This is a genomic window from Halorubrum sp. Eb13, from assembly GCF_002252895.1.
Taxonomy (GTDB): Archaea; Halobacteriota; Halobacteria; order Halobacteriales; family Haloferacaceae; genus Halorubrum.
In genome coordinates this window covers 1-22,835 of record NZ_NHPE01000082.1, presented here as the reverse complement: position 1 = coordinate 22,835, position 22,835 = coordinate 1, and the positions used below count along the sequence as shown (strand labels likewise).

General features: G+C 70.3%; 20 protein-coding genes. 7 read left to right on the top strand and 13 right to left on the bottom strand.

Going from position 1 to position 22,835, the window contains the following annotated elements:
* The 3 genes from DJ75_RS09135 to DJ75_RS09125 all read right to left on the bottom strand — a co-directional run.
* Positions 1-522: adenylate kinase (locus DJ75_RS09135; protein ID WP_094524178.1), on the bottom strand; the 522-nt coding region annotated here is incomplete at its 3' end.
* Between the two features lie 94 nt (positions 523-616).
* On the bottom strand, positions 617-1,189 hold the full coding sequence (locus tag DJ75_RS09130; protein WP_094524177.1) for a GNAT family N-acetyltransferase: 573 nt from the start codon (positions 1,187-1,189) through the stop codon (positions 617-619).
* Complete coding sequence (locus DJ75_RS09125) at positions 1,186-1,554, bottom strand: universal stress protein (RefSeq protein ID WP_094524176.1); 369 nt, start codon at positions 1,552-1,554, stop codon at positions 1,186-1,188. Before DJ75_RS09125 ends, DJ75_RS09130 begins: the two co-directional genes overlap by 4 nt.
* Before the next feature lie 121 nt (positions 1,555-1,675).
* Here DJ75_RS09125 and DJ75_RS09120 point away from each other — a divergent pair, with 121 nt between their 5' ends.
* Entirely contained in the window at positions 1,676-2,452 is a 777-nt protein-coding gene (locus DJ75_RS09120) for a DUF5806 family protein (protein ID WP_094524175.1), read from the top strand.
* An 11-nt stretch (positions 2,453-2,463) separates the two neighbouring features.
* Complete coding sequence (locus tag DJ75_RS09115; protein ID WP_094524180.1) at positions 2,464-4,044, top strand: GAF domain-containing protein; 1,581 nt, start codon at positions 2,464-2,466, stop codon at positions 4,042-4,044.
* 17 nt (positions 4,045-4,061) lie between these two features.
* Here the strand turns inward: DJ75_RS09115 and DJ75_RS09110 are convergent, their stop codons facing one another.
* Both DJ75_RS09110 and DJ75_RS09105 read right to left on the bottom strand, forming a co-directional pair.
* Positions 4,062-4,871, bottom strand: coding sequence for a hypothetical protein (locus DJ75_RS09110; protein WP_094524174.1), 810 nt, complete (start codon positions 4,869-4,871; stop codon positions 4,062-4,064).
* A 111-nt stretch (positions 4,872-4,982) separates the two neighbouring features.
* Entirely contained in the window at positions 4,983-5,585 is a 603-nt protein-coding gene (locus DJ75_RS09105; RefSeq protein ID WP_094524173.1) for a YfcE family phosphodiesterase, read from the bottom strand.
* Positions 5,586-5,703: 118 nt separating this feature from the next.
* Between DJ75_RS09105 and DJ75_RS09100 the strand changes: the two genes are divergently transcribed.
* Positions 5,704-8,121, top strand: coding sequence for an amino acid permease (locus tag DJ75_RS09100; RefSeq protein ID WP_094524172.1), 2,418 nt, complete (start codon positions 5,704-5,706; stop codon positions 8,119-8,121).
* A gap of 158 nt (positions 8,122-8,279) precedes the next feature.
* Positions 8,280-9,479, top strand: coding sequence for a multicopper oxidase domain-containing protein (locus DJ75_RS09095; RefSeq protein ID WP_094524171.1), 1,200 nt, complete (start codon positions 8,280-8,282; stop codon positions 9,477-9,479).
* A gap of 86 nt (positions 9,480-9,565) precedes the next feature.
* Here DJ75_RS09095 and DJ75_RS09090 read toward each other — a convergent pair whose 3' ends face one another.
* The 6 genes from DJ75_RS09090 to DJ75_RS09065 form a co-directional block, all read right to left on the bottom strand.
* Positions 9,566-12,418: a TRAP transporter permease gene (locus DJ75_RS09090; protein WP_094524170.1), complete on the bottom strand. Its 2,853-nt coding sequence runs from the start codon at positions 12,416-12,418 to the stop codon at positions 9,566-9,568.
* On the bottom strand, positions 12,415-12,912 hold the full coding sequence (locus DJ75_RS09085) for a DUF1850 domain-containing protein (protein WP_094524169.1): 498 nt from the start codon (positions 12,910-12,912) through the stop codon (positions 12,415-12,417). Before DJ75_RS09085 ends, DJ75_RS09090 begins: the two co-directional genes overlap by 4 nt.
* Positions 12,913-13,099: 187 nt before the next feature.
* Positions 13,100-14,137, bottom strand: coding sequence for a TAXI family TRAP transporter solute-binding subunit (locus DJ75_RS09080; protein ID WP_094524168.1), 1,038 nt, complete (start codon positions 14,135-14,137; stop codon positions 13,100-13,102).
* 181 nt (positions 14,138-14,318) lie between these two features.
* On the bottom strand, positions 14,319-15,086 hold the full coding sequence (locus DJ75_RS09075; RefSeq protein WP_094524167.1) for an SIMPL domain-containing protein: 768 nt from the start codon (positions 15,084-15,086) through the stop codon (positions 14,319-14,321).
* Positions 15,087-15,177: 91 nt separating this feature from the next.
* Positions 15,178-17,325 (bottom strand): formate/nitrite transporter family protein, encoded by a 2,148-nt coding sequence (locus DJ75_RS09070; RefSeq protein ID WP_176451433.1) that lies wholly within the window; start codon positions 17,323-17,325, stop codon positions 15,178-15,180.
* Positions 17,326-17,519: 194 nt separating this feature from the next.
* Positions 17,520-18,794 carry a TIGR00341 family protein gene (locus tag DJ75_RS09065; protein WP_094524179.1) on the bottom strand — a complete coding sequence of 425 codons (1,275 nt, stop codon included), beginning with the start codon at positions 18,792-18,794 and terminating at the stop codon, positions 17,520-17,522.
* A gap of 137 nt (positions 18,795-18,931) precedes the next feature.
* Here DJ75_RS09065 and DJ75_RS09060 point away from each other — a divergent pair, with 137 nt between their 5' ends.
* Together DJ75_RS09060 and DJ75_RS09055 are read left to right on the top strand one after the other, a co-directional pair.
* A complete protein-coding gene (locus DJ75_RS09060; protein WP_094524165.1) occupies positions 18,932-19,183 on the top strand; it encodes a hypothetical protein in 252 nt (83 codons plus the stop codon).
* 138 nt (positions 19,184-19,321) lie between these two features.
* Complete coding sequence (locus DJ75_RS09055; RefSeq protein ID WP_094524164.1) at positions 19,322-20,203, top strand: homoserine kinase; 882 nt, start codon at positions 19,322-19,324, stop codon at positions 20,201-20,203.
* Between the two features lie 69 nt (positions 20,204-20,272).
* Here the strand turns inward: DJ75_RS09055 and DJ75_RS09050 are convergent, their stop codons facing one another.
* Positions 20,273-20,839, bottom strand: a complete 567-nt coding sequence (locus DJ75_RS09050) for a hypothetical protein (protein WP_094524163.1) — start codon at positions 20,837-20,839, stop codon at positions 20,273-20,275.
* 135 nt (positions 20,840-20,974) lie between these two features.
* Entirely contained in the window at positions 20,975-21,883 is a 909-nt protein-coding gene (gene pdxS / locus DJ75_RS09045; protein WP_094524162.1) for a pyridoxal 5'-phosphate synthase lyase subunit PdxS, read from the bottom strand.
* A 141-nt stretch (positions 21,884-22,024) separates the two neighbouring features.
* Here pdxS and DJ75_RS09040 point away from each other — a divergent pair, with 141 nt between their 5' ends.
* Complete coding sequence (locus DJ75_RS09040; RefSeq protein ID WP_094524161.1) at positions 22,025-22,732, top strand: molybdenum cofactor guanylyltransferase; 708 nt, start codon at positions 22,025-22,027, stop codon at positions 22,730-22,732.
* Positions 22,733-22,835: the final 103 nt, after the last annotated feature.

The window sequence follows — 22,835 nt, the reverse complement described above, 5'->3', positions numbered from 1 at the left end:
GGGCTCGGTGTTGTCGTAGAACACCTGGAGCCGCTCGCGGGCCGTCTCCTCCGTGTCGTCCTCGCGCTGGACCAGCTCGCCGCCGCACTCGTCGCAGACGCCCGCCTCCTCGGGCGGCTGGAAGTCGACGTGGTAGTTCGCGCCGCAGTCGTCGCACACCCGGCGGCCGGTGAGCCGGTCGACGAGCACCTCCTCGTCGACGGCGAGGTAGATCACGGCGTCGAGGTCGGTGATCTCCGAGAGGTACTCGGCCTGGTCGAGGTTTCGCGGGTAGCCGTCGAGGACGAACCCGTCGGCCTCGTCGAGCGCGGCCCGGACGATCTCGTTGACGACCGGATCGGGAACGAGTTCGCCCGCCTCCATGAACGAGCGCGGCGTCCCGTACTCCGTCTCCATGTCCTTGTTCGCGCGGAGCGCGTCGCCGGTCGTGACGTGCTCGACGCCGTACTCCTCGGCGAGCTTCGCGCTCTGCGTCCCCTTTCCGGCGCCGGGTGCCCCCAACAGAAGGATCCGATGGCTCATACCCGAGCGCTCGCTCGCCGCACGTAAAGGCTTGAAGATCCCGGCGAGCGATGGGACCGGGACGGCGAGACGCTCGGCGGACGCGCCGGCGGGGCTACGCCCCGTCCCCGTCGCCCTCGTCCTCGTCGCCATCGTCCTCGTTCAGCCGGAGCCCCATCTCCAGCTCGAAGCTCTCGGCGTTGGAGGTCTCGAACCCGATCTTCTTGTACAGCGAGACGGCGGCGCGGTTCCACCGCTCGACGGTGAGCCACACCTTCCGGACCCCCTCGGCCTGCCCGTAGCCGAGCAGTCCGCGGATGAGGTGGGTGCCGATCCCGGCGCGCTGGTACTCCTGATGGACGAAGATCGCCAGCTCGTAGGCGTCGCCGTCGGGCACCAGCGTCGCGTGGCCGGCGACCTCGTCGCCGCACCACGCGAGCACGTTGTAGCAGTCGTCGCCGAGGATCGCGTCCAGCCACTCTCGGATGCGCTTCTCCCCGCCGGGGGGGATTCCCTGTGCGCGGTCGGACGGGTCGAAGGCGTCGTACATCGCGACGAGCGACTCGTAGGCGTCCTCGGTGTCTTCGTACGGTCGGATCTCGACGGTCCGGTCCTCCCGGTCGGTGAACTCCGTGGGAGGGGCGGGGAAGCCGTCGGCCACCGTCTCCGGGTAGCGTCGATCGCTCATCTGACCAGCGTGACCGATGTCTTGGCGTTCAACAGTACGAACTCGGCTATCGGTCCGAGCGTGATCTTCCCCATCGGGCTCGTGTGCCCGCCGCCGAGGACGATCGCCTCGAACTCCTCCCGCTCGGCGATCTCGACCAGTCGGCTCCCGGGATCGCCCTCGACCCGTCTCACGTCGGCGTCGATCCCGGCGTCGTCGATCGCCTCCCGAGCGCGCTCCATCACCTCCGCCTGGGCGACCGCCGAGTCATCGTTGTCGACCACCGCCACCGTGAGGTCGTCGTTCGCGACCGCCGCGCGCTCGACGGTCCGGTCGAGCGCGCGGAACGAGTCGTCGCTGCCGCCGATCCCGCAGAGCACCTTCATACGACCCACGTCCACACGACGGTACAAAAATGGATCTCCGTGGGGGCGGTCCGGCGTCGCGGGAGCGCGGCCGCCGCTTCCAGCGACAACCCTTTTGTCCGGGGGTCAGGTTGATACGGACATGAACGACCAGCCCGGTCCCGCGTCGGACGACGCCGACGCCGGGTCGGACCCCGCCCGCGAGCCGTCGACCGACGACGAGGGGGCTCCGGGGCCCCTCGACGAGGCCGCCGCTCCGAGCGACGCCGCCGGCCCCTCGACCGACGGGACGGGCGACGTGACGCCCAGTGAAGGCGACGCTTCCGACGGCGACGCCTTCGATGACGGCGCCTCCGACGGCGATACCGCGGACGACGAGACGCCCGACGTCCCGCCGGAGGTCCGCAAGTACGAGCGGTTCAAGAAGATGGACGGCGCCCGCTACGAGCGGGTCAACGACTTCCTCCGCGACCGGACGTACGTCACGGCCCGGGAGTGGGCGATCGCTCGGCTCTGCGCCGACTTCCGAACCGAGACGGGCGTCGAGATGACGAAGATCGGCGAGAACCTCCCGGAGCTCGTCCCGTTCATGACCGACACGTACACGCCGCAGGCGGTCAACCAGGCGCGCTACTCCTTCGAGGAGAAGGTGACGAAGGCGGGCGCGACGTTCCTCTACGGCGCGATGTCCGGCTTCTTCACCGCCGAGGACTTAGACGAGATGATGTACGAGGTGACGGAGGTCGCGAAGTTCCTCCTGGAGGTCGAGGGGGTCGACCTCGCCGTCGCCGACGAGCTGGAGGCCGAAGACAAGATCAGCGAGGTGATGCGCGAGGTGCGCGCCTCCTCGGCCGGCCTCCGCGGCGAGGAGGTCCGATGTCCCGAGTGCGGGCACGTCCACGAGCCGGCCGAAGAGTAGAAGTGAAACGGATGGAGCGATTCCCGGAGGCGCTCGGCGGCCTTCCCGACCCGGTGCTGATCGTCGACACCGACGGCGTCGTCCGCGCCGGCAACCCCCGCGTCGAGCCCGTGCTCGGCTACGGGCCGGCGGAGCTGGAGGGCACCGACGTCGAGCGGTTGCTCTACGACGCCGGCGGCGGCTCGGCCGGCGCCGAGCTGTACGGCCACGTCGCCGACCCGGAGCCGCGGTCCATGGCCGCGAGCCTCGACCTGACGGCGCGGCGGCGGGACGGCACCGAGATCCCCGTCACGATCAGCCTCGGTCCGTTCGAGAGGGCGGGCGAGGCGTACCTGGTCGTCACGGTCGTCGACGTGCGCGAGGAGCGGGCGCGACAGGCGGAGCTCCGGCGCCGAACGCGGACGCTGGAGTCGCTCCACGAGGCGACGCAGGACCTCCTGAAGACGACCGACCGGGAGGTCGCCGCGGAGGCGGCCGTCGAGTACGTCGAGGAGGTGCTCGGCCACCCGATCGCGGGGATCTGGCTGTACGACGAGAGCCGGGACGCGCTGGAGCCGCACGTGTGGACCGACGCGGCCGACGAGGTCGTCGGCGAGCACCCCGTCTTCTCGGCCGACGGGCGGAGCATCTCCTGGCAGGTGTTCGACTCCGGGAAGCCGGAGTACGTCGCCGACATCCGGACGGACCCGGACCGGTACAACCCCGACTCGCCCATCCGGAGCGAGCTCGTGCTCCCGCTCGGGCGCTACGGGGTCATCAACGTCGGCGCCACCGAGTCCGACGCGTTCGACGATTCCGACCTCGCGATCGCGCGGATCTGGGCCGCGACGGTGACGATGGTGTTCGTCCGGATCGAGCGGGAGCGACAGCTCCGGGCCCGCGAGGCGGAGGTCGCCCGCGAGCGCGATCGGCTCGAGGAGTTCGCCAGCCTCGTCTCACACGACCTCCGCAACCCCCTCAACGTCGCGGCCGGCAACCTCGAACTGATCCGTACTCGACTGGAGGGTGAGCGGGCGGTCCCGCCGGAGCTCGAGACGGTCGCCCGATCGCTCGACCGGATGGGCGCGCTCGTCGATGACATGCTGACGCTCGCCAAACAGGGCACCGCGATCGACGAGACCGAGGCGGTGTCGCTGTCGGCGCTGGCCGAGGAGTCTTGGGCGAACGTCGACACGGCCGACGCCGAGTTGGTCCTCGCCGACGACCTCCCGCTCCGGGCCGACCGGAGCCGGCTCCGGCAGGCCGTCGAGAACCTGTTCGCCAACGCGGTCGCTCACGGCGGCGCGGGGGTCCGCGTCGAGGTGGGCGCGCTCGACGCCGCCGGCGAGCCCGGATTCTACGTCGCCGACGATGGGCCCGGTATCCCCGAGGCGGTGCGCGACGAGGCGTTCGACGCGGGCGTGTCGACCGACGAGGACGGGACCGGATTCGGGCTGAAGATCGTCGCGGAGGTCGCCGACGCGCACGGCTGGTCGGTCGACTTCGTCGACGCGACGGGCGGGGGCGCGCGCTTCGAGTTCCGGGGGGTCGAGGCGGCGGACGCCGCCGACCTCCCGGCGGACGGCGGCGCCGACGGCGACGCCGGCGACTGACCGCGACGACTGACCGCTCAGATCCCCTCGAACGACGGGAGGTGCCACGCGGAGACGCCGCTCTCGCCGACGATGACGTCGACGTTGGGGCCGCGGTCGGCGCTCGGCAGCCCGACCTCGATCCGGCCCTGTCCGGTGACGCCGTCGTCCTCCATGCTGGCGGTGACGCGGTAGCCGCCGCGGACGTCGGTGACCTCCAGGAGCTCGACCGCGCTCTCCGGATCGAGCTCGACCGTCGTCGAGAGGACCGGGCCGTCGCTCTCGTCGGTGATATCGCCGCCGACGCCGCCTCCACCGTCCGCAGCGCTCCGCCGGACGACCGTCACGACGAACTCGCGCGGGTCGTCGGTGACGTTGCAGAGCCGGACGCCGAGCGGCGGGGACGCGGTCTCGTCCGGCGGACGACCGGACGCGCCGGTTCCGACCCGCCGCCGCTCGACCGGCATCCGGAGCGTCCTGTCCGGGGCGACGAGGTACGGCACCGGTCGACCGTACAGCTCCCCCACGGACCGGGCGCCGTCGTCCTCGTAGTAGGCCGTACCGGCGTGCTGAGCGGTCGCGAAGTGCTCGTCGCCGGCGGCGTGGTCGAACGTCGCCACGGCGTCGACGGTCACCTCGCTCGCCCCGTCCCTCGCGTGGCGGTTGTGTGCGTGGACCTCTTCGTACTCGGCGACGTACGCCGCGACCGACTCGGGCGTCGGGTCCGCGGGCCGCTCCGGGAGGTCGCGCTTGGCGACCCGCCCGTCGCCGAGCGTGACGAGGTCGGTGCACCCGGCGAGCGCGCTCGCCGCCCCGCCCGCTCCGACGAGGAACGCGCGTCTGTCCATACACCTTCTTCCTCTGACACCTCAAAAGGCTCCCGATGACACAAACGCGCGTTAGTGCGTCGCTCGGGGCGTCGCGTTCGGGTCGCGTCCCGTCGTGCCGCGGTGCGCTATTTATAAATCGAGCGCGTGGTGCGTCACCGCGTCGACGCCGGTCGCCCCGTCGGCGTCCGCCCCGACGTCGAGGGTCGCGACGCGGAACTCGTCGTCCGCGCCGTCGACCGGGATGGGCAGGCCGCCGGGGTTCACCCGGACCGTCCCGCCGCGCTCCTCGACGCCGTGCGCGTGGGTGTGGCCGTGGAACACGTAGTCGTAGTCGCCGCAGTCGACGAGGGCGTCGACGACGACGCCGCTCGTCCCGTGAGTGACCGCGACCTCGACGGCGCCCTCGTCGCCGGCGCGTTCGCCGTCCCCGTCGCCGGCGCTCTCGGTGCTCCCGTCCCCGAACGAGAGCGTTCCGGCCTCGCCGTGGTAGGTGCCGAACGCCTCGACGGTCGTCTGCACCGCCCACTCCCCGTCGTTGTTGCCGCGGACGGCGTGGAAGTCGAAGCCCGCGTCGGGGTCGTCGCCGCCGATGTCGAACGGGGTCACGGAGAAGGGCGCGACGAAGTCGCCGCAGTGGACGACGGCGTCGACGCCCTCGCGGTCGAACAGCGCTACGGCCGCCTCGACGGCGGCGAGGTCGTCGTGGGTGTCGGAGACGATGCCGACGCGCATGGCTTCGCGGTCGCGGCGGAGCCGAATAAATCCGATGGGCGTTCGGATTCGACAATCGCTCCCGGGGGCGTATGAGGGATCAATAGTTTTTGGTACGCTCATTCCGGATCGGAGTGCAATGGTAGAGCACACCCGGACGCTCGACTTCAAAATCGCCTACGCGATCGGGCTCGGGACGATGATCGCGGCGGGGATCTTCTCGCTGTCGGGCACGGCCGTCGCCGAGATCGGGAGTAGCGCAGTGATCGCCTTCGTCCTCGCGGCGGTGGTCGCCGGCCTGACCGCGGCGTCGTACTCCGAGTTCGCGTCGATCTACTCCGAGAACGGCGGCGGCTACCTGTTCTCCTCGCGGACCTTCGAACACGACACGCTGATCTACGTCGTCGGCGCGATGCTGTTCTTGGGCTACACCGGCACGACCGCCTTCTACCTCGCGACGATGGACGAGTGGGTCGTTCGATTCATTCTCCCGGAGTCGCTCCACGTCCTCCCTCACGGGACTTCCGGCGTGCTCGCGGCCCTGCTGCTCGGCGCGCTCAACGCCCGGGGGACCGAGGAGAGCGGGACCTTCCAGCTGTTCGTGACGGGCGCGAAGGTGGCCGTCCTCCTCGCGTTCGTCGGCGGCGCCTTCGCGTTCCGAGGCCCGGCCGTCGCCGTCGGCAACTTCTCGGCCGGGTTCACGACCGACCCGGTCGGGATCGTCACGATCGCCGCGCTGGCGTTCATCACCTTCTTCGGGTTCTCCGCGATCGCCGCGAGCGCCGGGGAGATCATCGAGCCCCGCCGCACGGTCCCGCTCGCGATCGGCGCGAGCATCGTCACGGTGACGGTCCTCTACGCGCTCGTCATCGTCTCGATGGTGAACTCGCCGGTCCCGGCCGAGGTCATCGCCGAGGAGGGCGAGACCGCGATGGGCCGCGTCGCCGCCGGCTTCCTCGGCCCCGCGGGTCGCTCGCTCATCGTCGCCGGCGCCATCTTCAGCATGGTGAGCGCCTCGAACGCGAGCATCCTCGCGGCCAGCGGAATCGGGTCGCTGATGGGTCGGCAGGGCCAGGCGCCGCGGCCGTTCTCGCGCATCCACCGGCAGTACGGCACCCCGTTCTGGAGCGTGACCACCGCGACGGGAGTGATCGTCGCGCTCATCGTCGTCTTCATCGGGCTGTTCCCGGCGGAAGGCGGCGCGGTCCCGTTCGATCTCACGGTGTCGTTGCCGGCGCTCGGGCCGCTCACGCTCACCGACTTGGGGCTGACGACGCTCACCGGATTCGCGACGCTGAACCTGCTGCTGCCGCTCTCCGTGGTCAACATCGCGCTCATCTACTCTCGACGCCGGCACCCGGACCTCGACCGCGGATTCCGTGTCCCGGGCGTTCCGCTGATCCCGATCGTCGGGATTCTCGCGAACGTCGCGCTCATCACTAATCTCCCGGTCAAGGGCGTCATCGTCGGCGTCCTGCTCGTCCTCGGGATGCTCGCGGCGTACCTGATCTGGGGCGGCGAACCGGACATGGACGAGCTGTACGAAGAGGTCGTCCCGTCGACCGAGCCCGGGGGCCGAGCGGAGACCGAGGGAGCGCCCGAGGCAGAGGTCGGCGCCGAAGAACCCACTGACGTGTCGGCGGGCGCCCCCGAGGTGCCGAGCGAGGACTCGTTCCGCATCCTCGTCCCGGTCGCGCGGCCGGAACGGACCGTCCGGTACGTCCGATTGGCGGCGGCGATCGGCGAGTACCAGCCGGGAGAGACGTTCGTCGACGTGATGACGGTCACGCAGATCCCCGAGCAGACGCCGTACGAGGCGGTCGAGGAGATCACCCGCGGTCGGGTGCGGCGCATCCAGGACCTGCTGGCGGCCGAGGACCTCGACGTGCCCTACGCGGTCGAGGGACACACTTGCCGGGACGTCGGGTTCGACATCGTCCAAACGGCGCGGGACGAGGAGTCGGACCTCGTGTTGATGGGGTACCCCGAGGAGCACACCGAGGTCGCCGAACACGTGGAGTACAAGTCCCCGTGCGGGGTGTTGTTCGCGAGCGGCGTGCTGGAGCCGGAGTCCCTCGACGTGGTCAACATCGGGGCCGGCGGCGGCCCGCACCACATGGACCTGCTCTCGCTCATCGACCGGATGGGCGAGCAGGACGCGGAGATCCACGTCATCAACATCACGCCGGAGGGCGGCGAGGGCCGACCTGAGAACGCTGAGGCGACCGTCTCCGGGCTTCCGCACGCCTCGTCGGTCCGGATCCACAACATCACCGCCCAGACGATCGCCGACGGGCTGGTGGACCAAGCGAGCGAGAACGGCGGTATCCTGCTCATCGGGGCCACCCGGACGCGTCGCCTCCGGCGCCGCGTCTTCGGGAGCACCCCCGACAACGTGATCAAACTCGCTCAGGGGAGCGGCGTGCCGGTGTTAGTGTACTCGAGCCCGCGCGGAGTCCAGGGGCCGATCGAGGAGTACGTGTACCCGGTGTACCGGTACCTCAGGGGGATTCAGCGCAGTCCGACGCAGACCGGCGAACCCGAGACGGAGGAGTAGTCCGAGTCGGCGACGCCCGGCTCGTGCGGTCCGGGGATGAACCCCGAAGAAACCCTCCCCGGTTTCCAGACTATATAAATAAACCGGCCGCGGACCGCGTTCTCACACCCTGTGGATCCGGTTTTACCCTTAAGTTAACGCTCCGCTCATGTTCGGCCATGACGAGAGAATGGGACGACAGCGGTCGACGCACGGCTTCCAGACGCGGGTTCCTCTCGGCGGCCGCGGCGCTCGGAACGGTCGGGCTCGCGGGCTGTGGCGCCCCGCGGGCCGAGAGCACCGCGGCGGCGGAGAACGCGGCCGGCGGCGGCGAGGCGGCGGCCGAACAGGTCGCGGAGTGGTCCGGGAGCGACGCCACCGGCGTGGAGACGGACCACCCGTACACGACGCCGCGGACGACCATCGACCTCGACGAGCGGGACGGCGCGATCACGGTGTCCACGACGCCGTGTCGTCACCGGTTGCTCGGCGACGAGACGAAGGGCGGCCCGTGGGAACTGCCCGAGGTCTGGGCGTGGCAGACGCCGGACACGGACCCCAGCGTTCCCGGCCCGCTGCTCCGGGTGACCGAGGGGACCGAGATGGAGATCACCTACGACAACACCGAGCACAACCGGCCGCACACGTTCCACGTCCACGGGCTCTCGAAGAGCTGGATGGACGACGGGGTCCCGACGACGACCGGTCAGCAGGTCGCCCCGGGCGAGGAGCACACCTACGAGATCACCGCGAACCAACCCGGAACGCACCTGTACCACTGTCACTACCAGACGCAGAACCACCTCGACATGGGGATGTACGGCATCCTCCGCGTCGACCCCGAGGGGTACGAGGCGCCCGACAAGGAGGCGTTCATGACGATCAAAGACTGGGACACGCGCCTCTCCGCCTCGATGGCCGGCGGCGATGTCTCGTTCAGTCATCGCGACCGCAACCCCGACGCGTTCACCGTGAACGGTCGCTCCGCGCCGTACACGTTCCACCCCGAGCAGGGGTCGCCGCTGATCGTCGAGGAGGGGGACCGGGTGCGGATCCACTACGTCAACGCCGGCTACGAGTCGCACGCGATGCACACCCACAACCACGGGTTCACCGTCGTCGAGAAGGACGGCGGCGTCATCCCCGAGGCCGCCCGGCACCGCGAGGACGTGATCCCCATCGCGCCCGCGGAGCGGAAGACGATCGAGTTCAATGCCGGCGCCGACCCCGGCGTGTACGCGCTCCACTGCCACAAGGTGAACCACGCGATGAACGGCGACACCTACCCCGGCGGCATGATCGGCGGGATAGTGTACGAGAGCGTCACGGACACCGAGCAGTTCGCGTCCGTGATGGAGATGGCCGGCTACGAGGCCTGACGGCGTCCAGCTACGAGGCCTGACGGCGTCCAGCTACGAGGCCTGACGACGGCCCTCTCGTGGAATTCTCCGGGTCGGTCGCCCGATCAGGCCGAGTCGACGCCGGAGGCGATCTCGGGCGACTCCGACTCGGCACCGGCTTCGTCTCCCCCGCTGCCTTCGCTCTCAGCCTCCCGACGGTTACGGACGGTCAGCGCCGCGAACAGGGCGAACCCGATGGCACGGAGCGTCAAGTCGAGCAGGAGCGCGTCGACGGAGACGCTCACGCCGACGAGCCCGAGCGCGTCGAAGACGGTCTCGGAAAGCAGTCTCGGCGCCATCAGCAGCAGCGAACTGAGTGCGAACACGGCCCGACCGGTGCGGCCGACGCGCGTGTACAGCGTTCCGATGACGGTCGCGCCGAGCGCGATCACCCCGAGGAAGACCCCGACGACGGGAACGACGATCTCGGGGATCGAGTAGGAGAGCTCGGCGAGGTCCTGGAACCCGATCACGCGGTACCGTTCGCGGAGCGGCAGATCGGCGGCGTTCGCCTTCTCGCGCAACAGGACGATCCCCGGTGCGAGGACGAACGCGAAGGGGACGATCGCCTTGTTCAGCGAGAGCGAGAACGCCTTCACGCCGGTCTCGAACGGGTCGGACTTGGCGACCCCGCTGGCGGCGTACGCCGCCACGGCCACCGGCGGCGTGATGTCGGCGATCACGCCGAAGTAGAGGATGAACAGGTGGGCGGCCAGGAGCGGGATGCCGAACTCCACGAGCGGCGTCGCGAGCATCGAGATGAGGATGATGTAGGTGACCGTCGTGGGCATTCCCATCCCGAGGATGATGCTCGAGACGGCCGTCACGAGCAGCATGATCACGATCGATCCGCCCGAGAGCGCCAGCAGCAGCGAGGTCAGGTTCGGACCGAGCCCGGAGACGCTGATGACGCCGGGGATGATCCCCGCGGCCGCGACCGCGACCACGACCGGGACCGCGGTGCGCGCGCCCTGCTCCATCGACGTGACCACGAAGGTGCCGAGCTTGAACGGCTGGCTGTCCTCCAGGTCCCGGCCGGTCCGGTCGCCGACCGTCTCGGCGGCGTCCCGGACCGAGGGGTTCAGATCGAGCAGCGACGCGTCGAGGTCGGGCTTGGACAGCAGCGTGAGCACCCCCGCGAGCATCGCGTACCACTCGATCCCCCTGAACAAGGCGCTGACCGCCTCGGCGGGCGGGAGCCCAGCACCGCCGGATCCGGTGACGAGGCCGACGACGTTCACGCCGGCCACCGCGTAGCTCGCCAGCTCGACGCCAACGATCGCCGCGAAGACGGCGAGGAGGCGGAGCCGCGTCTCCTCGCTGTACGCCGAGACGAGCGCGATCAGCCCGACGAGCGCCACGAGCGTGAACCACGCCGACCGGGAGACCGAGAGCCGCTCGATGATGAGGTAGTAGAGGAGGAGCGCGATCGGGACCAGGTAGAACCAACCGCGTTTGAGGTGGCTCCAGAGGTCCACGGTGTCCTCGCCGGCCACGCCGCCGATCCCCGCCTGGACCGCCTTGAGGTGAACCATCACCCAGACGCCGAAGAAGAAGACGATCGCCGGGATCGTCGCGATGATGATGATGTCGGCGAACGGCGTCGCCGTGTACTGGACCATCAGGAAGGCGGCCGCACCCATCACGGGCGGGAGGATCTGCCCGCCGGAGGACGCGGACGCCTCGACGGCGCCGGAGAACTCGGGCGAGTAGCCCGACCGCTTCATCAGCGGGATCGTGAACGCGCCGGTCGTGACCGTGTTGGCGATCGACGACCCCGAGATCGTTCCCATGAACCCGCTGGCGAGGATGCTCGCCTTGGCCGGGCCGCCTTTGCGGCCCCCGGTGAGCGCGTACGCCAGGTCGATGAACCACTGGCCCGCCCCGCTCATCTCGAGGAACGACCCGAACAGGATGAAGATGTAGATGAAGCTCACCGACACCGTCACCGGAATGCCGAACACACCGTTCTCGGTGTTGTACCAGAGGTTCTGAACGATGTCCGGCCAGGTGAGTTCCGGGATCGCGAGCAGCCCGAGGAAGGGCGTGCCCGTGCTGATGAGGTACCCCCAGCGGGCGTAGACGATGAACGTGGCGACGATGATCATCAGCGGGAGGCCGAGCGTCCGGCGGGTGGCCTCCAACACCAGCAGGACGCCGGTCACGCCCAGGATCATCGCGTAAGAGTATTCGCTCACGAAGGGGACGCCGCCGAGCAGCGGTTGGAGGAACGCGTACACCTCGGTGATCGGTCGTCCCGAGTCGACCCCGAAGACGCGCATGTTCTGGATCTCGGCGAACTCCGTCAGGAAGTAGAACGCCGACAGGAACGCCGCGACGATGAACACCAGGTCGACCGGAGCCACCCGGTCGCGGTCGGGGTCGAGGAACGCCCAGCGCACCCCCGCCCGACCCCGTTCGAGCAGCCGCGTGACGGGATTCTCCTCACCGAGGCGCCGGGACGCCGCCGGCGCGATCCGACCGAACGCCTGCGCGACGAACCCGTCACCGGTGCTCACCGGGAACAGCAGGAAGGTGAGCACGAGCGCGAAGGCGACGTGGATCGCGTTCGCCTGCAGGAGCTGGAGCGAGACCTGCCAGGGGGCGAGCGAGATCCCCGCGAACTCGACGGTCGGAAGCCAGACCGTGAAGGTGAAGCTCCGCGCGGCGAGGAACAGCTGAAATACCGAAAACGCGATCCCGATCGCCGCGACCGCCACCGCGGCGGCCCCTCGCAGCGATCGGCGGCGCTCGATCTCCTGGATCAGCTCGTCCGCCTCCTCGCGGGAGATCTCCTCGTCCGTCCCGTCGTCAGGCGGGGCGCCAGTGCCCGGGTCGTCGCCCCCTGGCCCGTTGCCCTCGGGGCCGCCGTCGTTCGGGTCGTCGATACCGCCGTCCGTTCGATGGGTCGTGGTCATTGGATCATCTCGAGAGGCGACCGTCGTTCGATGTGTAATCTCACGTCGTTGCCGTCCGTCACCGCGACGAGGTCGTATCGCCGGTCATCGACGATCAGCGTGTGGTCGGCGATCCGCCCCGGCGAGACGGAGAGCTCGTCGAGCACCGTGATCGGCTCGTCGGGCTCGTAGACGAGCGTCCCGTTCACGTTCGTGACGTTGACGCGCGCGGGCAGCCCCCACCCGTAGGACTCGAACTCCATCCGGGTGTTCACGAGCGTCTCCCCGTCGACGCGGTACTCGTCGTACACCCGGGACTTCTCGACGCTGTGGGTGTACTCGAGGGCGACCGTGCTCCCGTCGCTCACCTCCGCCGTGACGTACCGCTCGCCCGTCTCGATGTCCTCGACGACGAGGACGGCCCCGACCGGAGCGGTCGCCGCGGCGACGGCGATCGCGAGCACGCCGATCGCGAGGATCGCGGCACCGACGTTCGGCTGAGAAAGGCGGCCCATGTCTTCGAGTGATTCCGGTGGTGTCGAGTTCGGACAGCTCGTGAAGCAGTTTCAAACAGGGCACGACCGGCCGTCGGCGGCGCGGTCCCCCGCGATCGACCGGGGCGCGTCCCGCAGTGGAACCGATACGACTCGCCCGCGGCTCCCTCCGAGCGGACGGCCCGCGTCGGGGCCGTCGTCGGAGCGCCTACGCGTCGAAGTAGGCCGCGGCTCCCTCGTGCAGCTCGATGGACATCCCGTCCTGCGCGCTGTCGACGGTGATGAAGTCGGTCTTGATCGTGAGCTCGCCGAGGTTGTCGAAGATGGCCGCGGTGACCGTCTCGACCGTGTCGGCCGGCACTCCGGCGTTCGTGGCGATCATCGCCTGCACGGCGACGGTCTCGACGTCCTCCTCGACGCCGGTGTAGGTGCCGCCGGGGATGGTGTCGTTCGCGAACCAGGAGGCGTCCTCCTTGACGGCCTCGCGGTTGTCGCCGCTGATCGGGACGATCTCGATGTCGTTCGTGTTCGCGAGGTCCTCGATCGCGCCGACCGGCCAGCCGCCGACGACGAAGGCGGCGTCGATGTCGCCGTTGGCGAGCTGTTCGGACGCCTGCGAGAAGCCGGCGTTCTGCTCGTTGTAGTCGGTGATGCCGACGGATTCGAGGATCTGTAGCGCGTTGACCTGCGTCCCCGACCCGAGGTCGCCGGTGTTGATCGTCGCGCCGCTGAGGTCCCCCACGGAGGAGATGTCGTTCTCCGCCAGCGTGACGAGCGTGATCGTCTCCGGGTACAGCGTCGCGACGCCCCGGAGGTTCTCGATCGCGTTGTCCTGGAAGGCGTCGATGCCCGTCCCGTTCTTCGCGAAGGAGGCGATGTCGTTCTGGATCAGCGCGAAGTCGGCCGACCCGTCGGCGAGGCTGCCGACGTTCTCGACGCTCGCGCCCGTCGACTGGACGTTCAGCGAGAAGTCGGTGTTCGCCTCGACGATGGTCTTGACCTCGTTCGAGAGCGGGAAGTAGGTCCCGCCGGTCCCGCCCGCGTGCCAGCTCAGGCGGCTTCCGCCGTCGCCGCCGTCGCCACCGTCAGAGCCGTCGCTCCCGTCGGACCCGTCAGAGCCGTCGCCACCGTCGGACCCGTCGCCGCCGTCTCCCGAACAGCCCGCGATGCCGACGAGACCGGCGGCAGCGGCTCCTTTAAGAATTTTACGTCGATCGATGCTCTCTGTGTTGTAATCGTCCGGCATAGTTTTACGATCCGATCACTTCCGTATGTATCTGTCGGACGACTCTCAGTGGAGCATCCGCGGTTTAAATACGGCGATTCAGGCACGTACCGGACGTTTCTGCCGCTAAAAGCCGCGTTCCCGTTTCGACGCCCGGCGGATCCGGGGCGCGCCGTGAGAACCGGTGCGCCGGCTCGGTCGTCTAGGCCTGCTCCGCGCCGTAGACGACGTTGACGCTGACGCGGACGCTCACGTCGCCGGTCTCGACCCCGGTCGCGGCGTCGCCGCCGTCGCCGCCCCCGGCCATCGCGGATTCGGCGACCCGGTACGGCGTCACTCCGGCGTCCGCGGTCGAGACGCGGTACGCGCCGGTGACCTCGAGCCCGCTGGAGTTCGCGAGCACGGCCGCGTCGCCGTCGGCGTTCGCCATCGCGTTCTCGATCGCCTGCGCGCGCACCTCGCGCTCGCGCTCCTCGCTCAGCCCGAACTCGATGCGCTCCACCTCGTCGGCGCCCCCGTCGATCGCGACGTCGATGACTTCCCCGACCGCGTCCACGTCGTCGATCGTCAGCGCGTAGCTGTGGACGCCCTGATACGTCGTCCGGTCCGGATTGTCCCGCGTCTCGTAGGACTCGCGCACGTCGTAGCGCTCGGTCCGGATGTCGTCCTCGGTGAGCCCCCAGTCGGTCAGCGCCGCCCGGAGCGACTCGTCCGCGGCGGAGAGCTCGTCGCGGACCGCCGCCGAGTCGTCGCCCGTCGCGGTCACCGCCACGCGGATCGTGGCGCGGTCCGGCTCGGCCGTGGCCACGCCGTCCGCCGTCACTTCGATGCTCCTGTCGAGCGCCGGTTCCTCTCCCGGGGCCGCGTTCGCGGCGGTCCCCGCGTCTCCCGTCGAGCCGGGGAGTCCCGCGCAGCCCGCCAGCGCGACGAGCAGCACGAGCCCGGCCGCGGTCATCAGTCTTCGGTCCATGTGCGAGCCGTCGCCGGGAACCAACAATAAGTCGCCGGTGAGACAAAGAGCCGTTTGCGCTATCGGGCGCGTCGCCCCGCGCCGCGATCGATCACGCCGCGTCGTCCGTCGCGTCTCTGCGGCCGTCCGCTTTCTCCCCGTCCGCCTCCTCGTCGTCCGAGTCGTCGTGGTCGGTGACGACCGAGGGCTCCGGCGGGGCCCCGTCGCTCCCGTCGCCGCCCGCCTCCTCGTCGTCCGGACCGACGTGGTCGGTGATCACCGTCGACTCGCTCGGCTCGTCGTCGGGGCGCTGCTCTGTGGCCCCCTCGTCGGCGGCGTCTCCACCGTCGTCAGAGCCGACGGCCGCGAGCGGTGCGGGGCCGGAATCGTCCGGGCCGGAGAGCTCGGCGCCCCGCGACGCGCCGTCGTCGCGCTCGACGCCGCCGTCGGGCGGCCCGGTGACCCGCCGTCCCGATCCGAACAGCCGATCGCGGATCGAGCGGCTGCTGGGGCGCTCGGCGAGCAGCACCGAGCAGTCGACGTCGTGGATCACGTCCAGGTGCAGCGAGTCCGAGACGAGCCTGGAGAGGAGCCCCTTCTCCGTCGCGCCGATGATGACGAGGGTGGTGTTCTCTGCCTCGCGCGCGATGGCGCCCTCGACGTCGCCGCCGTCGTCGACGATCTTGTTCGCGCCCGCGAGGTCGTTTTCCGCCGCCCAGTTGGTGAGGAACCCCTCGCCAGCGGCGCGGTCCTCCGGGCCGTCGACGACGTGTAGCAGCGACACCTCGGCGCCGGCGGTCCGCGAGAGCACGCTCGCGACCTCCGCGCCGAGCCCGGAGTCCGGCCCCCCGGAGGTGGGGAGGAGGACGCGCGAGGTGTCGAGGTCGCTCTCGCTCAGGATGAGGAAGTCGCAGGGGAGCTGGTTGGTGAGCTCGTCGATCGGGCGCTCCGCGCGGGCGGCGCTCCACAGCTGGTCCTCGCCCCAGCCCATCAGCACGGCCTCCGGGCGGGTCCGGCGGGCCATGTTGAACACCTCCTCGAACGAGCGGTGCGAGACGACGGTCGACGTCGAGACGTCGACGTCGTACCCCTCGGCGGTCTCGCGGAGCCCCGCCATCCCCTCCTCCGAGACGTCGGCGATCCGGCCCGCGCCGGCCGACAGCGACATCCGCTCCGGCGCCTGGACGACGTGGACGATGTGGACGAGCCCGTCCTCGTGGTCGCTGGCGAGCCGGCTCGCCAGCTCGACGATGGGGCCGTCGGTCCGCGGGTTCGTGATCGGCACCATGATCCGGTACCCCTCGTTGGCGAACAGCGTGGCCTCCGTGGCGTCCAGGATGGGGACGTACGAGCGCCCCGCGGCCCGACCGAGCACCCACTCGGGCACCGTCAGCCGGCGGGTCATTCCCTCGAAGCGGGCTTCCTCTAACCGCTCCTCGCTGGTCTGGAAGTAGTTCACCAGCGTGACGAGCACCACCCCGCCGATCGTGTTCCCGAGCAGCACCGGGAGGACGAAGCCGCCGAGCCCGCCGAGAAGAGTGATGCCGCCGGTGTACAGCCCGAGCTGCTGTGCGAACAGCAGGTACAGCACCTCGGTGAACGAGACGACGACGTGGTAGAGGTTCCCGAGCGGGATCGCGAGGAACGCGAGGTAGACGACGAGCAGTCGGGTGACGGAGTTGGTGGAGGCGAAGCCGACCCAGACGACGCCGGCGACGATGAGGCCGGCCATCGCGGCCTTGAAGAAGAGCGGCCAGAAGCCGACGTCGAGCCCGCCGGTCGAGATGTAGATCGCGGACTCGACGGCGCCCTCCTCGGAGAAGACGCCGCCGTACGAGAGCACGACCGCGCCGAACGCGCCCCCGGTGAAGTTCCCGGCGAGGACGATCCCCCAGTGACGCAGCAGCGTCGGCAGGCTGGCGAGCCGTTCCAGCGTCAGCGCCACCGGCGGCAGCGTGTTCTCGGTGTACAGCTGGTAGCCGCCGATGATGATGTAGACGAAGCCGAGCGGATAGAGGAGGACGCTCAGTATCGGGTGGCCGTCGGTGGCGGCGGTCAGCGAGACGTACAGCATGAACGTGATCGTGATCGCCAGCCCCGCGGCGACGCCGCTGAAGAACAGCTCGCGCCCGCCCGAGGTCACCTCCTCGTCCGCGGCGGCGACGATCCGCTGGAACACCTCGTCCGACGAGAAGCGGTCCCGGACCGCCTCGCCGACCGCCGGCGCCCCGCTCCGGGAGCGCTCGACGACCTCGCGCATCGAATCGTCGTCGGGCCGTTTCGAATCGGTCACTGTCCCTACCGTCTGCGGCGCTGTTAAAAAGTACTTCCTCTTCCGCCAGTGGCCGTCAGAACCGTCGAACGTCACGTTTCGCCACTGATATCCCCGCATTTCTGCACGAACGCGCGACGGGCACGCCCGAACGTCCGGAACGCGCGCCGCGCGCCGCGGCGTCAGGCGCGCTCGATCGTCACGAGCCGCACCTCCACCCGGACGTCCTCGCCGATCGTCGCCTCGATCCGGCGGTCGAGCGCCTCGGCGATCCCCCCGACGCCGACGCCCGGCGGCGCCCCGACCGTGACCACCACGCGCTCGGTGTCGAGCGGCGGGACGCTCCCGCCCCGCTCGACCTCGAGTTCGATCAGCTCCATCCCGGCGTCCATCGCGGCCAACTCGTCGCTCGCGGCGGTTCGGATGTCCGACTCGGTCGTGGAGGCGACGTACGAATCGTAGGTGACGCCGCCGAGGAACACCGACAGCACCGCGATGGCGGCGACGAGGATCGCGGCGCGCTTCACGAAGGCGGCGCGCGCGTCGTCCTCGCGGAACCACCGCTGCGGCCGATACCCCTCGTACCACAGCATCACCAGCGCGGAGAGGTTGATCGAGAGGACGTTCACCGCGACGATCACGCCCGCGCCGACCACGAGCCGGGGGATCCGAAACGCGATCCCGATGCCGACGGCGGCCGCCGGCGGGATGAGCGCCACCGCGATCATCACGCCGACCAGCGTCGCGGAGACGCCCGTCATCAGCGAGACGATCCCGGCGATCCCGGCGCCGATCGCCACGACGAGCACCAGGACGTTCGGGGCGAGCCGCTCCGACACCTCGGCGAGTTCGAGCGGGTTGAGCCCGGGCGGCACTAAGGCGAAGGTCCGCAGGACGAACGCGAACAGCGTCGCGGCCGCGACCGCGACGATGACCCCGAGCACCTGCATCCGCACGCCGCGCCTGAACATGTCCTCGTCGTCGACGACGGTGCCGATCGCGGCCGACATCGCGGGACCGATCAGGGGAGCGATAACCATCGACCCCACGACCGTCGCCGGCGAGTCGAGCAGGAGGCCGGCTGTCGCGATCACCGCCGAGATGACGGTCATCAACACGTACGTGCCGACACCGGACGCGAGGTCGTCCGCCTTCGCCTGTAGCTCCTCCCGGGAGATCCGGTCGCCCCCGCGCTCGGATTCCCGCTCGTACTCCTCCTCGAGCGCCTCGAACCGCCGGGAGATGACCGTCTCGGCTGCGACGATGACCGTGTAGGTGCTCTCGTCTATCCCCGCCTCGCGGAGGCGTTCGAGGACGGGCTCGACCGCGGCGGTCGGGAGCGGGAACGTCGCGACCGCCGTGTACTCGCGCCCGCTCGTCTCGTCGGTGACGACGTAGTCCACGCCCTCGTCGTCGAGCGCCCGGACCACGGCCGCGCGCTTCCCCGCCGGGATCATGACCTGAACGAGTCGCACGGTGGGGGGGTCACGCCGCCGGTCCTTATAACGGGCGGTGGGGGATGTCGGCCCGTCCCTCGGCGGTCTCGCGAGAAACGGAACTTTAATGCGCGAATCCCTCGCACCTTCGGACAAGAATGCTCTCGCCGCTGGCTATCGACACGTTCCTGCTCGATTACCATCTCGGGCACGTCATACTGCTCGGGTTCATCGTCTCGCTGCTCGGAGCCGCGCCGCTGAAGTCCCAGCGCGTGATCGCCTCCGTCTTCGGCGGCTTCGGGCTGATCTTCCTCGTCGCGCCGTACACGACGATGCCCAAGACGTACATCCTGATCGGTATCCCGCTGATCCTCATCGGCACGCTGCTGTGGACGATGGCCGACAGCTGACCGGCGCGCGACTCGTTTCAGGCGTCTCCGCTCTCCTCGCTCGTTCCCCGCCCAGCGGCGCGGTCGGAGGCGGTCGCCGATCCCGTCCGTCGTTGTTCGATCCCGCTCCTTTTTGCACCCCGGGCGACACTCCTCGCCATGGTCACGGTACGGGCACCCGCCACGAGCGCGAACCTCGGTAGCGGGTTCGACGTGTTCGGCGCGGCCCTCACCCGGCCGGCGGACGTCGTCACCGTCGAGAAGGCGGCGGAGACGACGATCGAGGTCACCGGGGTCGGCGCGCAGTACATCCCGGAGGACCCCGAGAAGAACACCGTCGGCGCGGTCGTCGAGGCCCTCGACGCGCCGGCGCGCATCCACATCGACAAGGGGGTCCGCCCGGCCTCCGGGCTCGGTTCCTCGGCCGCCAGCGCGGCCGGCGCCGCGGTCGCGCTCAACCGGCTGTACGACCGGGGGCTCTCCCGCTCGGAGCTGGTCCCGATCGCCGCGGAGGGGGAGGCGGTCGTCTCCGGCGTCGCCCACTCCGACAACGTCGCCCCCTCGATCCTCGGCGGATTCACGGTGACGACGAGCGAGGCGACCCACGCGGTCGACGCCGCGGTCCCCCTCGTCGTCTGTCTCCCGGACGTTGCGGTCTCCACTCGGGACGCGCGTCGGGTCGTCCCCGAGAGCGCGCCGATGGAGGACCTCGTCGAGACGGTCGGCAACGCGGCGACGCTCGCGATCGGGATGTGCCGCTCCGACCCCGACCTCGTCGGCGCCGGCATGTCCGACCCGGTCGTCACCCCGGAGCGCGCCCGCCTGATAACGGGCTACGACGAGGTGCGCGCCGCCGCCTTCGACGCCGGGGCGACGGGCGTCACCGTCAGCGGCGCCGGGCCCGCGATCATCGCCGTCTGCCGCGAGGACCGCCGGCGAGGAGTCGCCGCCGCGATGCTCGACGCCTTCTCCGGCGCCGGGATAGACGCCCGCGCCTACCAGACCCGGATCGGAAAAGGGTCGACGGTGTTGGAGGGGTAGGCGATCCGGCGGTGACCGGACGCCGGGTCGTCGACGGCGAGCCGCCGGCTCGTCGGCCACGAGCCGCGCTCAACAGTTGTTCTCGATCTCCGCGGTGTCCCAGACCCTGTCGACGAACGCTTCTCGGCCGAGCTCTCCGCGATCGAACGCCGCCGCGGCCTCGGCGCAGACGTGCCACGTCCCGGTCGTGCACTCGTGGAGCGAGGTGGCCCACAGCGACACGCCGTCCGGCGGGTTCGACGCGAACGCCGCGGACAACGCCGAGATCTCTCCTCGAAACCGGTCCTCCCCGGCGTGGGGGGCGCCGCGATACCTGAGCTCCCAGACGTCTCCGCCTTCATCGAACCCGACCCGCTCGGTGCCGTCGTCGTCCGTGAACCGGGTCAGCCCGTCGGTCTCCGCCTCGACGGCGGCTAAGAGCTCTCGGGCACCGGGGCTCTCGGGGGTCTCGTTCGCCGCGAGGAACCGCTCCTCGTCGTCGCCGGCGGTCGCCGGGTCCTGCGCACAGCCCGTCCCGGGGGTCTCGGCGCCGTCGCCGGCGGTTCCCCCGTCCTCATCGGGGGCTCCCCGGGTACACCCCGCGAGCGTCGCCGCGAGACACCCCGCGACTCCGGAGAGGCAGCCTCGTCGGTTCATACGCTTGCTATTTCGCCTCCGGTGAGTAATAGTTCCGGTCGCTAAAACGTCCGTTTTGGCTTCAGTGACGGCGATTCACACATATCCGGCGCTCCCGTCGTCCGCGGAACCCGCACCGAAATCGAAGCTCGCTACTTAAACGCCGCGGCCCTGCAGCTTCTCCTCCTCGGGCATGTCCTCGTTGGACTGGCCCTTCATGCCCTTGCCGGTGCCGCTCGCGATCCGGGCGAGCTCCTCGGGGTCGTCCCAGTTGTTGACGGCCTCGACGACGGCGGTGCCCATCGCCGCGGGGTCCTCCGCGCCGAAGATGCCGGAGCCGACGAAGATGCCGTCACAGCCGTGGTACATCATCAGCGCCGCGTCGGCCGGGGTCGCGATCCCGCCGGCGGCGAAGTTGACGACCGGGAGCCGACCGGCCTCTGCGGTCTCGTGGACCAGGTCTCGGGGAGCGCCGTGCTCGCGGGCCCACTTCTCGCGCTCCTCGTAGTTGAGGCCGGTGAGCGTCCGGATCTGGTTTTTGATGGTGCGCTGGTGTTGAACGGCCTGGTTGACGTCGCCGGTGCCGGCCTCGCCCTTCGTGCGGATCATCGCCGCGCCCTCGCGGATGCGACGGAGCGCCTCGGGGAGGTTGCGGGCCCCGCAGACGAACGGCGACGCGAAGTCGCGCTTGTCGGTGTGGTACTCGTCGTCGGCGGGCGTCAGCACCTCCGACTCGTCGATCATGTCGACGCCGAGCGCCTCCAGGATCTCGGACTCCTTCCGGTGGCCGATGCGCGACTTCCCCATCACCGGGATCGAGACCTCGTCGATGACCTCGGGGACCCGCTCGGGGTCGGGCATCCGGGCGACGCCGCCGCGCTTACGGATGTCCGCCGGGACGTGCTCCAGCACCATCACGGCGACCGCGCCGGCGTCCTCCGCGATGCGGGCCTGTTCGCGGTTGACGACGTCCATGATAACGCCGCCCTTCTGCATCAGCGCGAAGCCGCGCTTGACCAGTTCGGTCCCCCGCTTCAGCTCCTCCAGATCGGTGGCCTCTGCCATACTGGATCCGTGGGTCGCCGGGCACTTAACGGGTCGCTTTCGCCGGGATACCGATTCGCTCGGCGGCCGGGATTCGACCCCGAAACCCCGCCGTTCGTCGCCACCGCAACGCCGAAGTCATCGGCCGTCGCAGATCCGGTCATGACGACCGGAGCCATCGTCGCCGGCGGTCGCTCGACCCGCTTCGGCGACCGCGACAAGTCAGTCGCCGCGCTCGCCGGAACCCCCATGATCCGACGGGTGGCGGACCGGCTCGCGGGGCGGGGGGACCCGGTCCCGCCGGGCGCGGCCCGCGCCGCGGGCGGCGACCCCGTCGTCGACGACCTCGTGATCAACTGCCGGCCGGACCAGCGCGAGGCGATCGCGGCCGCCGTGGAGGGGGTCGCGCTCCCGGTGACGTGGGCGCTCGACGACGAGCCCGACCTCGGGCCGACGGCCGGGATCCGCAACGCCTGCCGGGCCGCCCCCTCGGCGTACGTCGCCGTCGTCGCCTGCGACATGCCGTTCGTCGACCCGGGGTTCCTCGCGTCTCTCCGCGAGGACGCGGCGGGGCGCGAGGCGGCGGTCCCGCGGCTCGACGACCGATGGCTTCAGACGACGCAGGCGGTCTACCATGCCGACGCGATGGCCGACGCCTGCGACCGCGCGCTCGCCCGCGGCGACCGGAAGGTACTGGCGGCGCTGGACGAGCTGGACCGCGTCGTCGTCGGCGACGAGGCGATCCGCTCGCGGACGACGGAACGGACGTTCACGAACGTTAACACGCGAGAGGAGCTGTCGGCGGCGGCGGACGCGGTCGCGGAGGCGATCGAGACGGCGGCCGACGGCGACACCGACGGTCGGGAGTGACGGCGACACCGACGGTCGGGAGTGACGGCAACACCGACGCCGCTCAGTTCTTCAGGACCTCGTACGCTTCGTTCAGCTTCTTGAACGCCTCCTCGTCGCCGTC

Coding starts and splice junctions, on each gene's coding strand:
- DJ75_RS09130 (WP_094524177.1), bottom strand. CDS start 1,189: ATGAGCGATCGACGCTACCCGGAGACGGTGGCCGACGGCTTCCCCGCC.
- DJ75_RS09125 (WP_094524176.1), bottom strand. CDS start 1,554: ATGAAGGTGCTCTGCGGGATCGGCGGCAGCGACGACTCGTTCCGCGCG.
- DJ75_RS09120 (WP_094524175.1), top strand. CDS start 1,676: ATGAACGACCAGCCCGGTCCCGCGTCGGACGACGCCGACGCCGGGTCG.
- DJ75_RS09115 (WP_094524180.1), top strand. CDS start 2,464: ATGGAGCGATTCCCGGAGGCGCTCGGCGGCCTTCCCGACCCGGTGCTG.
- DJ75_RS09110 (WP_094524174.1), bottom strand. CDS start 4,871: ATGGACAGACGCGCGTTCCTCGTCGGAGCGGGCGGGGCGGCGAGCGCG.
- DJ75_RS09105 (WP_094524173.1), bottom strand. CDS start 5,585: ATGCGCGTCGGCATCGTCTCCGACACCCACGACGACCTCGCCGCCGTC.
- DJ75_RS09100 (WP_094524172.1), top strand. CDS start 5,704: ATGGTAGAGCACACCCGGACGCTCGACTTCAAAATCGCCTACGCGATC.
- DJ75_RS09095 (WP_094524171.1), top strand. CDS start 8,280: ATGACGAGAGAATGGGACGACAGCGGTCGACGCACGGCTTCCAGACGC.
- DJ75_RS09090 (WP_094524170.1), bottom strand. CDS start 12,418: ATGACCACGACCCATCGAACGGACGGCGGTATCGACGACCCGAACGAC.
- DJ75_RS09085 (WP_094524169.1), bottom strand. CDS start 12,912: ATGGGCCGCCTTTCTCAGCCGAACGTCGGTGCCGCGATCCTCGCGATC.
- DJ75_RS09080 (WP_094524168.1), bottom strand. CDS start 14,137: ATGCCGGACGATTACAACACAGAGAGCATCGATCGACGTAAAATTCTT.
- DJ75_RS09075 (WP_094524167.1), bottom strand. CDS start 15,086: ATGGACCGAAGACTGATGACCGCGGCCGGGCTCGTGCTGCTCGTCGCG.
- DJ75_RS09070 (WP_176451433.1), bottom strand. CDS start 17,325: ATGCGCGAGGTCGTCGAGCGCTCCCGGAGCGGGGCGCCGGCGGTCGGC.
- DJ75_RS09065 (WP_094524179.1), bottom strand. CDS start 18,794: ATGATCCCGGCGGGGAAGCGCGCGGCCGTGGTCCGGGCGCTCGACGAC.
- DJ75_RS09060 (WP_094524165.1), top strand. CDS start 18,932: ATGCTCTCGCCGCTGGCTATCGACACGTTCCTGCTCGATTACCATCTC.
- DJ75_RS09055 (WP_094524164.1), top strand. CDS start 19,322: ATGGTCACGGTACGGGCACCCGCCACGAGCGCGAACCTCGGTAGCGGG.
- DJ75_RS09050 (WP_094524163.1), bottom strand. CDS start 20,839: ATGAACCGACGAGGCTGCCTCTCCGGAGTCGCGGGGTGTCTCGCGGCG.
- pdxS (WP_094524162.1), bottom strand. CDS start 21,883: ATGGCAGAGGCCACCGATCTGGAGGAGCTGAAGCGGGGGACCGAACTG.
- DJ75_RS09040 (WP_094524161.1), top strand. CDS start 22,025: ATGACGACCGGAGCCATCGTCGCCGGCGGTCGCTCGACCCGCTTCGGC.